The sequence below is a fragment of the Pseudolabrys sp. FHR47 genome, assembly GCF_005153485.1.
GTDB lineage: Bacteria > Pseudomonadota > Alphaproteobacteria > Rhizobiales > Xanthobacteraceae > Pseudolabrys.
In genome coordinates this window covers 3532631-3544932 of record NZ_CP039740.1, presented here as the reverse complement: position 1 = coordinate 3544932, position 12302 = coordinate 3532631, and the positions used below count along the sequence as shown (strand labels likewise).

Annotated in this window: 11 protein-coding genes; 5 read left to right on the top strand and 6 right to left on the bottom strand. The window is 65.7% G+C overall.

The window, feature by feature from the left end; translation table 11 throughout:
* Nucleotides 1-24: 24 nt before the first annotated feature.
* Nucleotides 25-999: a glutathione S-transferase family protein gene (locus E8Q40_RS17340; RefSeq protein WP_137045728.1), complete on the bottom strand. Its 975-nt coding sequence runs from the start codon at nt 997-999 to the stop codon at nt 25-27.
* 103 nt (nt 1000-1102) lie between these two features.
* On the opposite strand from E8Q40_RS17340, the gene E8Q40_RS17335 reads away from it, so the two are divergent.
* On the top strand, nt 1103-1615 hold the full coding sequence (locus tag E8Q40_RS17335) for a GNAT family N-acetyltransferase (RefSeq protein WP_137045727.1): 513 nt from the start codon (nt 1103-1105) through the stop codon (nt 1613-1615).
* 9 nt (nt 1616-1624) lie between these two features.
* On the opposite strand, the gene E8Q40_RS17330 is transcribed toward E8Q40_RS17335, so the two are convergent.
* From E8Q40_RS17330 to E8Q40_RS17310, 5 genes are all read right to left on the bottom strand, one after another.
* The gene (locus E8Q40_RS17330) at nt 1625-2254 is read right to left on the bottom strand and encodes a LysE family translocator (RefSeq protein WP_137045726.1); all 630 of its coding nucleotides are present in this window, start codon (nt 2252-2254) and stop codon (nt 1625-1627) included.
* A 126-nt stretch (nt 2255-2380) separates the two neighbouring features.
* Nucleotides 2381-4450, bottom strand: a complete 2070-nt coding sequence (locus E8Q40_RS17325) for a hypothetical protein (protein WP_137045725.1) — start codon at nt 4448-4450, stop codon at nt 2381-2383.
* A gap of 1 nt (nt 4451) precedes the next feature.
* Nucleotides 4452-7310: a DUF4159 domain-containing protein gene (locus E8Q40_RS17320; RefSeq protein ID WP_137045724.1), complete on the bottom strand. Its 2859-nt coding sequence runs from the start codon at nt 7308-7310 to the stop codon at nt 4452-4454.
* Nucleotides 7307-8275, bottom strand: coding sequence for a DUF58 domain-containing protein (locus tag E8Q40_RS17315; protein ID WP_137045723.1), 969 nt, complete (start codon nt 8273-8275; stop codon nt 7307-7309). The genes E8Q40_RS17320 and E8Q40_RS17315 overlap by 4 nt, the downstream gene beginning before the upstream one ends.
* A gap of 2 nt (nt 8276-8277) precedes the next feature.
* Complete coding sequence (locus tag E8Q40_RS17310; protein WP_137045722.1) at nt 8278-9288, bottom strand: MoxR family ATPase; 1011 nt, start codon at nt 9286-9288, stop codon at nt 8278-8280.
* A 217-nt stretch (nt 9289-9505) separates the two neighbouring features.
* Between E8Q40_RS17310 and E8Q40_RS17305 the strand changes: the two genes are divergently transcribed.
* From E8Q40_RS17305 to E8Q40_RS17290, 4 genes are read left to right on the top strand one after another with little or no spacing between them, the layout of a single operon-like run.
* Nucleotides 9506-10132, top strand: a complete 627-nt coding sequence (locus E8Q40_RS17305) for a DUF1285 domain-containing protein (RefSeq protein WP_137045721.1) — start codon at nt 9506-9508, stop codon at nt 10130-10132.
* Complete coding sequence (locus E8Q40_RS17300; RefSeq protein WP_137045720.1) at nt 10132-10794, top strand: CoA pyrophosphatase; 663 nt, start codon at nt 10132-10134, stop codon at nt 10792-10794. Before E8Q40_RS17305 ends, E8Q40_RS17300 begins: the two co-directional genes overlap by 1 nt.
* A complete protein-coding gene (locus E8Q40_RS17295; protein ID WP_137045719.1) occupies nt 10791-11057 on the top strand; it encodes a DUF6111 family protein in 267 nt (88 codons plus the stop codon). Before E8Q40_RS17300 ends, E8Q40_RS17295 begins: the two co-directional genes overlap by 4 nt.
* Nucleotides 11054-12298 (top strand): CCA tRNA nucleotidyltransferase, encoded by a 1245-nt coding sequence (locus tag E8Q40_RS17290; RefSeq protein WP_137045718.1) that lies wholly within the window; start codon nt 11054-11056, stop codon nt 12296-12298. The genes E8Q40_RS17295 and E8Q40_RS17290 overlap by 4 nt, the downstream gene beginning before the upstream one ends.
* Nucleotides 12299-12302 lie beyond the last annotated feature (4 nt).

Here is a 12302-nt window from a genome sequence, read left to right as displayed (position 1 = left end):
GAACCTCTGCAACGAAAGAAGGAGTCAGCTCAATCTTCCCCGGTCATGCTTGCTGGCGAAATCGAGCTGCGGGCCGACCGGGACAATGCCGGTCGGATTCACCATCCGCTGGCTGAAATAATAATGCCGCTTGATCTGCCCGAGGTCCACCGTCCCGGCGACGCCCGGGACTTGGTAGAGTTCTCGCACGTAGTTCGACAGATTCGGATATTCGTGAATGTGTCGCCAGTTGCACTTGAAGTGCGCGTAATAGACGGCGTCGAAACGCACCAGGGTCGTGAACAGCCGCCAGTCGGCTTCGGTGATCTGGTTACCCGCGAGATAACGTTGCCGCGACAGGATATCCTCGACCCGGTCGAGCGCGTCGAACAGGTTGCGGAAGGCTTCCTCGTAAGCCTCCTGCGTCGTCGCGAAGCCGGCGCGATAGACGCCGTTGTTGATGTTCGGATAGACGAGGTCGTTGATGCGGTCGATCTCGGCGCGCAGCGCCTGTGGATAGAAATCGACGGTGTTGCCGGTCAGTCCATCGAAGGCCGAGTTGAACATGCGGATGATTTCGGACGATTCGTTGTTGACAATCGTCTTCGTCTTCATGTCCCACAGCACAGGCACGGTGACGCGGCCGGTGAAGGCCGGATCGGCGAGCAGATAGATCTCGTAGAGCTTGTCCTTGCCGTTGATCGCGTCGCCGGTCGAGCCTTCGTCTTTGTGGAAGGTCCAGCCGTTTTCCCGCATGTCGGGAGAGACGACCGACATCGAGATGAGATTTTCGAGGCCCTTGAGCTGACGGAAGATCATCGTGCGGTGCGCCCAGGGACAGGCGAGCGAGACATAGAGGTGATAGCGGCCGGCCTCGGCCTTGAAACCGGACTTGCCCGTCGGTCCGGCGCTGCCGTCGGCGGTCACCCAGTTGCGGAACGGCGAGGCCTGCCGCTCGAAGCGGCCATTCCTGGTTTGGTACCATTCGTCACGCCAGACGCCGTCAACCAGAAGTCCCATGCCGCATTCCTTTTTTGACTGTCCCCGGTTAGTTAAGCCCTTGGGGAGCCCGCCGCCACCGCCGATGGACCTTGGGCGGGCAGGGTGCTAATCGCATGGTTTCATGAGCGAACTCGACCTCACCATTGTCCCCGAAACGCCGAGCGACGCGCTCGCCGTCGAACGCCTGAACGAGCGCACGTTTGGTCCGGGGCGTTATGCGCGCAGCGCCTACCGCATCCGGGAAGGGCGGAGCCACCTGCTCGAACTGTCCTTCGTCGCCCGGATCGGCACCCTGATGGTCGGCTCTATCCGACTGACGCCGGTCTGCATCGGCGACACCCCGGCGCTGCTGCTCGGGCCGCTGACGGTCGAACCGCCGTTCCGCTCGCGCGGTGTCGGTGCTGCTCTGATGTCCCGCGCGCTCAAGGACGCCAAAGCCAAAGGGTACAAACTGGTCGTGCTGGTCGGCGACGAGCCCTATTACGGCCGCAGCGGCTTCAAGCGCATTCCCAAGGGGCAGGTGAAGATGCCCGGCCCGGTCAACCCGGCCCGGCTCCTCGTTAACGAGCTTGTGCCCGGCGCATTCGACGGCGTTACCGGGCTGATCCGGCCGGACTGGGTTGAGCCAGACTGAAGCTCGACGCTAGCGCGTCTGGAACGAACGGCCGGCGTCGACCAGCGACTTCAATCCAAACAGGACGAAGGTCACGCCGATGATGCGCGTGACCACGACGCCGTGCATGAGGAAAAAGCGCCGCACCAGCGGCAATCCTGCCCAGAACAAAGTCGCGAGATAGCCGAGCACCAGTCCGATCCAGGCGGCGAGTCCCATCAGCGGCAGCGACGACCAGGATAAATCCATCGTATAGCGCGCGATCAGCGCCGTGAAGACCGCGACCGCCACGGGATAGGCTTTGGGATTGGTGAGCCCGAACAGGAAGCCGGCGCGGTAGGGCCTGTGGCCGCGCAGCACCGGCGCGTCACCGATCGATTTGGCGCGGATCGCCTTGATACCGAGATAGATCAGGTACAGCCCGCAGCCGGCACCGAGGATGTCGAACAGCAGCGGGCCCATCTTGCTCACGCCGACGATGGAAGCGAACGCCATGGCGCTCCACGTAATGTCGCCGACCATGTGACCGATCAGAAATTTGGCGCCCATGGCGCGGCCGTGCTGGGCGGCGAGCGAGAACACCAGCAGCACAGCGGGTCCGGGGATCACCGAGTAGGTGAAACCGGCGATCATGGTGGCGACGAAGAGGGAAAGGGTCATGGGGAACACACGAGCGTCAGAAGGTGTAACGGACGCTAACAAACCGTTCGTCGCCGCGAAAGCGGGAACCCAGTCTTTCTTTTCAGAAATGAATCCCCGCTTTCGCGAGAGTGAACGGAGTTTGTGCTACCGGCCTTCTCTGGCCCAGGTCAGCGCCAGCGAGCCGACCAGCAGCAACAGGCCGATCAGTCCGGTGAAGATCGGCAGCACGCCGATGCCGCGCACCACCGAGACGTCGCGCATCTTCATGCCGATCCAGTCGTCGCCGCGATAGGTCGAGGCGGTGCGCACCGGCACAACGCGCGGTACTTCGACTCCGCCGGCGCCTTCGATGAGGCGGCGCACGCTGCCGCCGGTGCCGTCCGCGAGCGCGGCCAGCGTTCGCGTTGTTGAGGTCACTTCCTGGAATTCGCGCGGATTGGCCGGGCCGACATTGACCAGCGCGGTCAGCTTGCCATCCGTGGCGCGCCACAGGCCGAGTTCATTGGCGGGCACCTGCGAGCGCCACAGGCCGGGCTCGGCTGACGACAACTTCAACGTCTGGCTCTTGCCGGATGGCGATGTGACGGTGACGTCCGCGACCGCGTCGGCCATGGTCTGGCGTTGCACGGTCATGTCACGGCCGCGCACGATGAGGCGCAACGCTTCCTCGTCGAGGTCGGGCTGCTTCATCAGCCAGTGCGACAGGCGGCGCAACAGGTCGAGATGCGGGCCGCCGCCTTCATAGCCGCGTGCCCACAGCCAGATGTGATCGGACAGCATCAGCGCGACACGGCCTTCGCCTTCGCGCGCCAGCACCAGGAGTGGCTTGTTATCCGGCCCCTGCATCACCGTTGTGCCGGTGGTGCGCTTGGTGTTGACCAGCCGGAACCAGTGACTCCAGGCCGGCGGCTCGGCGTCCGAGCCTTCGAGCGCGCGCGTGACGGGATGACGCTTGCCGGCATCGGACAGGCGGGCGTGGAAGCTCTGTTCGGTCACGTCGCCGGATGGCTCGGCTGGCAGGATCACATCCAGCGGGGTACGCCAGATCGAGGTTTGCGAGGCGTAGTCAGGACCGGCGGCGATCATGACCGCGCCGCCGTTGCGGACGTAGCGGGCGATGTTGTCGAAATAGATCATCGGCAGCACGCCCTGCCGCGCGTAGCGGTCGAAGATGATGAGCTGGAATTCGCTGATCTTCTGCTGGAACAGCTCGCGTGTCGGGAAGGCGATCAGCGACAGTTCGTTGATCGGCGTGCCGTCCTGCTTTTCCGGTGGACGCAGAATGGTGAAGTGGACGAGATCGACCGAGGCGTCCGACTTGAGAAGGTTGCGCCAGGTGCGCTCGCCGGCATGCGGCTCGCCCGACACCAGAAGTACGCGCAGCTTGTCACGCACGCCGTCGATGGAAATGACGGCGCGGTTGTTCACCAGCGTCAGCTCATTGGCGAGCGGCGCCGCCTCGACTTCGACGATATTGGCGCCGGCATGCGGGATCTGCACCTGCATGCGGATTTCGGCGCCGCCATTGACGGTGCGCTGCTCGAGCAGTTCGCCATCGCGCCGCACGGTGACCTGCACCGGTCCGGACGGTGCGCCCTGATCTTCGATCTTGAAGCCGATGGTCTGCATCTGGCCGACAATGCCGAAGCGCGGCGTTTGCGTGAGCACGACGCGGCGGTCGATCTCGTTGGCGCGGCCGGTGATCAGCGCATGCAGCGGCGCGGCAAAGCCAAGCGCGGTGGCGTCGGCCGGAATGTCGTGAATGCGGCCGTCGGTGATCATTACCGCGCCGGCGATGCGGTCCGGCGGCACGTCGGCGAGCGTCGAGGACAGTGCGTTGAAAAGACGCGTGCCGTCGGTTTCGCCATCGGCAGCGCCGGCTTCGGCGACGCGCACTTCGAGACCGGGGACGCGCTTGAGGCGATCGATTAAAGTCTCGCGCGCTTGTTCGGTTTGCGCGGCGCGGTCGCCGAATTCCTGGCTCGGGCTCTTGTCGATGATGACTGCGGCTACGGAGGGGATCGGGTCGCGGTCTTCACGCGTCATCGAGGGGTTGGCGAGCGCCAGCACCAGCATGGCCATGGCGATGGTGCGTATCACCGCGCCGCGGCTGCGCGCGATCAGCAGCAGGATCGACAGCAGCACGGCAACGCCAAACGCCGTCCAGACGACGTATTGCGGAACCAGCGGTGCGAAGGCGACGCCGAGATTCATGTTACTGCCCCAACCGTTCGAGCAGGGCGGGGATGTGCACCTGGTCGGCTTTGTAGTTGCCGGTCAGTGCGTACATCACGATGTTGACACCGGCGCGGAAGGCGAACTCGCGCTGGCGTGGCTCGCCCGGCACCAGCGGCAGCATGGCCTGGCCGTCCGGCCGCAGCGCCCAGGCGCCGGCGAGATCGTTCGACGTGATCATGATCGAGGACACGCCGTCGCCGGCGCGTGCCGGGCGGCTCGGATCTTCCTCGGCGTCCGCGGGCAGCGCTTCGACCCAAAGACGGCCCGTCGTGAAGCGGCCCGGGAAGTCCTTCATCAGGAAGAACGTCTTGTTGAGGACATGGTCGGCGCGGATCGGCTCGAGTTCCGGCACGTCGAGCGACGACAGAATGGCTCGTAGCGCCACCATACCCGGAGAGCGCGTTTCGCCGTCGGGGCCGGGTGGCGCGTCAATGGCATCGCGCGTATCGAACAGCACCGTGCCGCCTTGCTTCATATAAGTGTCGATGCGATCGAGCGTCTCGCGCGACGGCTTGGCGGCGCGCTCTGAGATCGGCCAGTAGATCACCGGAAAGAACGACAATTCGTCGCGCGACGGATCGAGTCCGACCGGTTCGCCCGGTTCGAGTGCTGTGCGTTGTGCGAGGAAAAGGGTCAGGCCGGAAAGGCCGGCGCGGCTGACTTCGTCGACTTCGGCGTCGCCGGTGATGATGTAAGCGAGATGCGTCTGCTGCGTCGCTTTGATGGCATAGTCTTGCTGCTGCGGCGACAGCGGCGTGCGTTGCGGCAGGCTCCCCGACGGGATCAGCGTCGACTGGGCGCGAAGGGGCTCGGGCATCGCTAGACCGCCGGCGAGCGCCAGCAGCAGAGCGGCAGCCGTCGCAGCGCGTCGGCGGCGCGCGAATGCGGCCAGGCCGCCGGCGAGCACGAACACGACCAGCGCGTCGATTGCGATCAATCCGAACGCCGCAATGAAAACCGGACCGCGCAGGTCGACCGGTTCTCCGAAACGATAGATGTCCTGTCGCGCATTGAGCGGAGAGAAATCGAGCGGGGCGGGGCGGTCATCAGGCGTCAGTGTATTGACGGCGACGAGGCCTTCCGGCGGTCCGTAGAAGCCGGGCGGGTGATCGGCCGTGGCGCGGCCTGCAAAGCCCGCGGGGACGGGGCGCGCACTGGCCGGCGGCACCGTGAACGCGCCGAAGCCGTCAAGTACGCGCGTCGCCGGCACCGCCTGGGCGTTCGTGCGCCCGGCGGCGTCGCCGTCCGCAGCGGGAGTCGCGCCGGCGAGCGATACGATCTGGCGCAGCATGTCGACAAAAGCGCCCGACAGCGGCAGATCGGACCAGCGCGTGTCGGCGGTCACATGGAAAAGCACGATGAGACCCTTGCCGCGGCGCTGCGCGGTGACTAGCGGCGTGCCGTCGGCGAGCGTCGCCCAGGTGCGGTCGGCGAGCGTCGCATCGGGTTCGGCCAGCACCTGGCGCGTGACGGTGACGTCGTTCGGCACAGCCATGGAAACGAACGGGCTTTCGCGGGAGAAGGCGGCAAGTTGTTGCGGCTTCTCCCAGCTCAGCGAGCCGCCGAGGATGCGGCCGCCGCGGCGCAAGCGCACCGGCACGAGATCGTCGCTGCCGGCCGCGAGATGCGGGCCGGCGAAGCGCACGAGCACGCCGCCGTTCTCGATCCAGGTGTCGAGCCGGCCGCGCGCTTCGGCGACATTGCCGACGTCAGCGAGTACCAGCATCGGCAGGCGCTGGTCGAGAAAACGACCGATCGCCTCGGCCGGCGCTACACTTTCGGCCAGTCGCACATCGGCGAAGGGATTGAGGGCGCGCGAAAGATAATATGACGCGCCGAGTAGCGGCTGCGAGCGATCGGCGGCCGAACCCGACACGATGCCAAGGGTGCGCCGCCGCCAGCGATTGTCGAGGAGTTGCACGGCGCCGGCAGAACGTTCGCTGGCAATTTCCAAACGCGCCACGTCATTGCGGATTTCAACCGGCAGGGTGATCCGCGCCTCGGCCTCGCGGTCGCCGCTGCCGAAAGCGAATGGCGCATCGCCAAGCGGTAGGCCCTTGAGGTCGATGGCATGAATGAGTCCGTTCTCGCTGACGCCGGTCTGCGCGCGCAGCACCTTGACGGTCAACGCGCCCGCGGCATTGTCGGCCGCGGCCAGCGCATGCGGAATGGCGATGCCGCCGGAGACCACCGTCATCGGCCGCGAACCGGCGATCTGCTTGAGGCCGTCGACGAAGCCCGCGCTTTTGCCCATATCGACGCCGTCGGACAGCCAGACGATCTCGACATCCGGCGTAACCTTGAGGAAGCGATCGATGACCGGGAGCGCCTCGACGCGATCGATCGAATGCGGCTTCGGCTTGAGTTGCTTCGTTTGCACCCGCAAAGCGCCGGCCACCTGCAGCGAGATATCGCGCGCCGTCTCCGACAGCGGGAGCAGGGCGACGCCGCGATTGTCGGCTTCAGCGCGAGCCAGCATTTCGTCGGCGGTGCGCAGGCGAATGTCCCAGGACGCCGCCGCGGCCCAGCCGTCATCGACAAGAATGAGCAGCGGCGCGTTCCTCGCCCCGGTCGCGACCGGCGGATTCCATAGAGGACCGGCGGCGGCGATGATGACAAGGGCGGCCAGCAGCAGGCGCAGCAGGATCAGCCACCATGGCGTGCGCGACGGCGTCTCTTCCTTCGGCGCGATCTCGAACAGAAGCCGCGTCGGCGGGAATGAGACGACCTGCGGGCGCGGCGGCACCAGCCGCAGCAGCCACCACAGCACCGGCAGACTGAGCAGACCGAGCAGGATCAGCGGTTGGGCGAAAGCGAGCGGGAGCGAACCGATCATGCCGCGCCTCCTTCTTCGACGGGAAGGTGGCGGGTGTTAAGCGCGGTCTGGATCGAGTGCGCGCCCATGCGGCCATGCAGCGCGAACAGAAGTTCGGTCGGGCCGCGATCGGTGCGATGCACAGTGAAGGTCCAGCCGAAGGCTTCGGTCTCGGCGCGCAACGCAGCGCGATGATTGGCGAGCAGCGCTTGATAGTCGTTGCGCCAGGTTTCGGCGCGGCCGGCGGTGACGCTGCCGAGGCCTTCGGATTCAACGAATTCGACGCGGCCTGAATAGGGGAATGTCTCTTCCGCCGGATCGCACACCTGCACGACATGGCCGCGCGCGCCATTGGCGGCGAGTTGGCCGATCATCTTGCGATACTCGGCGATCGGGCTCCACAGATCGGAGAAGATCACGACTTCCGAAAACGGCGCCGGCGCGAAGTTCGGCGGCAGGCTCGGTCTTTCGGTACGGTCGTGGATGATGCGCTGCGCCATGGTCTCGATGACATTGCGGTTGGCGGTCGGCCGCATCAGAAGCGGGATGCCGACGCGCTCGCCGCCTTGGACCAGCACTTCCGACAGCGCAAAGGACACGACCAGCGCGCGGTCGAGCTTGGACCATTCGGTCAGGTGCGAGGAGAATTCCATCGACGGCGACCGGTCGGCCCACATCCAGATGGTATGCGAGGCCTCCCATTCGCGTTCGCGCACATAGAGATGATCGTCGCGTGCCGAACGCCGCCAGTCGATGCGGCCTGCCGGCTCGCCTGAGACGAAGTGGCGATACTGCCAGAAATTCTCGCCGGTGCCGGCGCGGCGCCGGCCGTGCAGCCCATGGATCAGCGTCGCGGCGACCCGGCGCGCCTCGAGGATGAGGCGCGGAATGCGCGCGGCAAGCTTGCTGCTCTTGCCGGCCGCGGCGTTGACCGGTGCTTCGCTTGTCCCAATCGCGGTCGGCTCGGCCAAAACGGTTCCCGCCATGTTTATCCGATACGCGACTTCAGCCGCTTGATGACATTGCCGACGGTCTCGCCCTCGGCACGCGCGGCGAAGGTGAGCGCCATGCGGTGCTTGAGCACGGGCTCGGCAAGTTCGAGCACGTCGTCGATCGATGGCGCGAAGCGGTTGTCGAGCAGCGCGCGGGCGCGCACCGCCAGCATCAGCGCTTGCGAGGCGCGCGGGCCGGGGCCCCAGGAGATGAGATGACCGAGATCGCCGGCTTCCACGCCGGGACGCGCCGAGCGCACGAGCTGCAGGATCGCCTCGACAACCGACTCGCCGACCGGCAGGCGGCGCACCAGGCGCTGCGCCGCGATCAGGTCCTCGGCGGTCATCGCCGCCTTGGCCTGGCTGTCCTCGGCGCCGGTGGTATCGAACAGAATCTTACGCTCGGCGACGATGTCCGGATAATCGACGTCGACCTCCATGATGAAGCGGTCGAGTTGCGCTTCGGGCAGAGGATAGGTGCCTTCCTGTTCCAGCGGATTCTGCGTCGCCAGCACATGAAACGGCTTCGGCAGATCGTGTCGCGCGCCGGCGACCGTCACATGCTGCTCCTGCATCGCCTGCAGCAGCGCGGACTGCGTGCGCGGCGAGGCGCGGTTGATTTCGTCGGCCATCAGAAGCTGGGCGAACACGGGACCGGGAATGAAGCGGAAGCTGCGCTTGCCGGCGGTGTTTTCCTCAAGCACTTCGGAGCCGAGAATGTCGGATGGCATCAGATCAGGCGTGAACTGTACGCGGCGGGCGTCGAGGCCGAGCGCGATGCCCATGGTCTCGACCAGCTTGGTCTTGGCGAGACCCGGCACGCCGACCAGCAGCGCGTGTCCGCCGGACAGCACCGTGATGAGCGCCCGCTCCACCACCTGTTCCTGGCCGAAGATGACCGTGCCGATGGCGTCCTTGGCGGCGCGCACATGGGCGGCCGTGGTCTCGGCCGCGCGCACGATCATATCTTCCAGCTTTTCAATGCTTTCACCGCTTGCCGACGCCATGTCTGTCCCTTTCAGCTTCCGCGATCCGCGCCGGACGCTCCGGCTTGCCGGGAAACTCGTGCCCAGAGGCTATGCAACAAATGCACCACGGACCTATGGCGGCTTGTCGAATCTGCCTCATTATTTTGCGTAGCCTACGCTATCTTCTTGTAGCGTCGGGGATTGTCACAAAGTTGCGAACAGCCAACGCACGCCATAGGAGAGTACGAAGGTAACAATGGCGAAGACAGGGCAGGACAAGCGGCAGGATGCGGCCGCCGACCGCAAAAAGGGCGGCTTGGACGGCATCGCTGCCATGCTGCCGCGTGAGGGCGGTAAAGGACTGCCCCCCGTGCACCTGTGGAATCCGCCGTTTTGCGGCGATCTCGACATGCGAATCGCCTCGGATGGCACCTGGTTTTACGAAAAGTCGCCCATCGGCCGCATCGGACTGGTCAAGCTGTTCTCCTCGGTGCTCAAGCGCGAGGGCGACAAGTATTTCCTGGTCACGCCGGTGGAGAAGGTTGGCATCATCGTCGATGACGCGCCGTTCACGGCGGTGGAACTCAAGGTCGAGGATGCGCCCGAAGGCCGCACATTGAATTTTCGGACAAATGTCGATGAATGGATCGCGGCCGGTCCCGGCCATGCCTTGCGTTTCGAGGAGGACGACGAGAATGGCGGGCTGGCGCCTTATCTCCATGTCCGTCGTGACCTGTGGGCCAAAGTGACGCGGGCGCTGTTCTATGATCTCGTCGATCTCGGCGAGGAACGTGACATCGGCGGCAAGGCGATGTTCGGCATTACCTCGCGTGGCGAATTCTACACTATGGCCGAGGCCAGCACGTTGCGGGAGTTTTCCTGATGCTTGACCCGCAATCGCGCGTCGCGCCGCTCTCGGCGCCGGAATTCTTCGCACGCGTTCGCGAGCGGCTCACGCTGGAAACGCCCGCCGGCCTGACCGATCCCTCGGTGACGCCGGTGCGCGGCGATCACGACGCCGACCCGGTGATGCAGAAGATTTCGGAGGTGCGGCCGATCCGCCCCGCGGCCGTGCTGATCGCCGTCGTCGATCATCCCGAGCCGACGGTGCTGCTGACCCAGCGTGCCCAGCATCTGCCGGATCATCCGGGGCAGATTTCATTTCCCGGCGGCAAGATCGACAAGACCGATGCCGATCCGATGGCGGCGGCGTTGCGCGAAGCCGAAGAGGAGATCGGCCTGTCGCGCGACCTCATTCAGCCGCTCGGCTATCTCGATCTCTACATGACGACACTCGGCTATCGCATCGTGCCAGTGGTTGCGCGCGTCGAGCCGGGCTTTGCCCTCACGCTCAACACGTCGGAAGTCGATGTCGCCTTCGAGGTGCCGCTAGACTACCTGATGGCAGACGCCAATATGGAGCGGCATTCGCGCCAGTGGCAGGGCGTCGAGCGGCATTATTACGCGATCACTTTCGGTGAGCGGTACATATGGGGTGTCACCGCCGGCATCCTGCGCAACATGCGCGAGAGGATCTATCGATGATCCGTACGATCGTGACCGAAATCGCGCTCTTCCTGACGCCGTTCGCGCTCTACGTTATTTTTCTGTGGTCGACCAAGGCAGGTGTGTTCGATCCGGAATCCTGGCCGGTAAAGCGTATTGCGTGGCTGGCGATCGCCGCGCTGCTGCTGGTGGTCAGCAGTTTTCTCTATTTCGCGCAATATGGCGGCTTCGCGCCCGGCTCTCGCTACGTGCCGGCGCATATCGACGAGCAGGGCCGCTTCGTGCCGGGGCAGATGCGATGAGTGCAACGGCGCGCAAGGTCGATTTTTCCGCCTGGCCCTTTGCCGGGCAGTTGGCGCGGCTGCTCGACGTTCTCGATCGCGACGGCGAAGAGGCGCGCGTCGTCGGCGGCGCGGTGCGTAATGCGCTGATCGGTATGCCGGTTCACGAGGTCGATGTCGCCACCACGGCGGTGCCGGAGGAAGTCGTGCGTCGCGCCAAGGCCGCCGGCTTCAGGCCGGTGCCGACCGGCATCGACCACGGCACCATCACCGTCGTCATCGACAAGCATCCGTTCGAGGTGACGACGTTGCGGACCGATGTCGAGACCTTCGGCCGCCACGCCAAGGTCGCCTTCGGCCGCGACTGGCGCGAGGACGCGTTGCGCCGTGACTTCACCATGAACGCATTGTCGGCATCGCGCGACGGTACGGTCTACGATTACGCGGGTGGGCTGGCCGATTTGGAGGCGCGGCGCGTGCGCTTCATCGGCGATGCGCGGCGGCGTATCGAGGAGGACTACCTGCGTATCCTGCGCTTCTTCCGCTTCCACGCGGCCTATGGCCATGGTCATCCCGACGCCGACGGATTGGCTGCCTGCATTTACGAGCGCGGCGGCCTTGACCAGTTGTCGCGTGAACGCGTGCGCATGGAGATGCTGAAGCTCGTGGTCGCACCGCGCGCCGCGCCGACGCTGGCCGCGATGGCGCAGACGGGCCTGCTTCTGCGCGTGCTCGGCGGAGTGCCTTATCTAGCGGCCTTCGAGAATATGGCGAAGGCCGAAGCCGTGGTTGGCCTTCGTCCCGATGCCGCGCGCCGGCTTGGCGCGCTCGGCGTCGTCATCACGGAAGATGCCGAGCGCCTGTCGCAGAAGCTTCGTCTCAGCAATGCCGAGCACACCCGGCTGACGGCGATGGCGGAGAACTGGCTGCGGTTTTCCCCGCGGGCGGGTGAGGGTGCGGCGCGCGCGTTGCTCTATCGGCTAAAGGAAACGGCTTACACCGACAGCGCGCTCATGGCCTGGGCGCGTTCGCAGGCGTCCGACCACGATGCGCCATGGCGTGAACTGGTGACGCTGCCGCAGCGCTGGACGCCGCCAGTGTTTCCCCTCAAGGCCGCCGATTTCATGAGCCGCGGCATCGAGAAAGGCCCGGCGCTCGGCGCGGCCTTGCGCGCGGCCGAAGAGGCGTGGATCGCGGCGGGATTTCCGGCCGAGGAGGCAACGCTGGCGGCGATTGCGGACGCGGGCGCCGCCGGTACTTGACCGC

What these genes read in the sequence shown, in the direction of transcription:
- E8Q40_RS17295 (WP_137045719.1), top strand. Translation starts at nt 10,791, where the DNA reads ATGATCCGTACGATCGTGACCGAAATCGCGCTCTTCCTGACGCCGTTC.
- E8Q40_RS17310 (WP_137045722.1), bottom strand. Translation starts at nt 9,288, where the DNA reads ATGGCGTCGGCAAGCGGTGAAAGCATTGAAAAGCTGGAAGATATGATC.
- E8Q40_RS17330 (WP_137045726.1), bottom strand. Translation starts at nt 2,254, where the DNA reads ATGACCCTTTCCCTCTTCGTCGCCACCATGATCGCCGGTTTCACCTAC.
- E8Q40_RS17335 (WP_137045727.1), top strand. Translation starts at nt 1,103, where the DNA reads ATGAGCGAACTCGACCTCACCATTGTCCCCGAAACGCCGAGCGACGCG.
- E8Q40_RS17340 (WP_137045728.1), bottom strand. Translation starts at nt 999, where the DNA reads ATGGGACTTCTGGTTGACGGCGTCTGGCGTGACGAATGGTACCAAACC.
- E8Q40_RS17290 (WP_137045718.1), top strand. Translation starts at nt 11,054, where the DNA reads ATGAGTGCAACGGCGCGCAAGGTCGATTTTTCCGCCTGGCCCTTTGCC.
- E8Q40_RS17320 (WP_137045724.1), bottom strand. Translation starts at nt 7,310, where the DNA reads ATGATCGGTTCGCTCCCGCTCGCTTTCGCCCAACCGCTGATCCTGCTC.
- E8Q40_RS17315 (WP_137045723.1), bottom strand. Translation starts at nt 8,275, where the DNA reads ATGGCGGGAACCGTTTTGGCCGAGCCGACCGCGATTGGGACAAGCGAA.
- E8Q40_RS17305 (WP_137045721.1), top strand. Translation starts at nt 9,506, where the DNA reads ATGGCGAAGACAGGGCAGGACAAGCGGCAGGATGCGGCCGCCGACCGC.
- E8Q40_RS17325 (WP_137045725.1), bottom strand. Translation starts at nt 4,450, where the DNA reads ATGAATCTCGGCGTCGCCTTCGCACCGCTGGTTCCGCAATACGTCGTC.
- E8Q40_RS17300 (WP_137045720.1), top strand. Translation starts at nt 10,132, where the DNA reads ATGCTTGACCCGCAATCGCGCGTCGCGCCGCTCTCGGCGCCGGAATTC.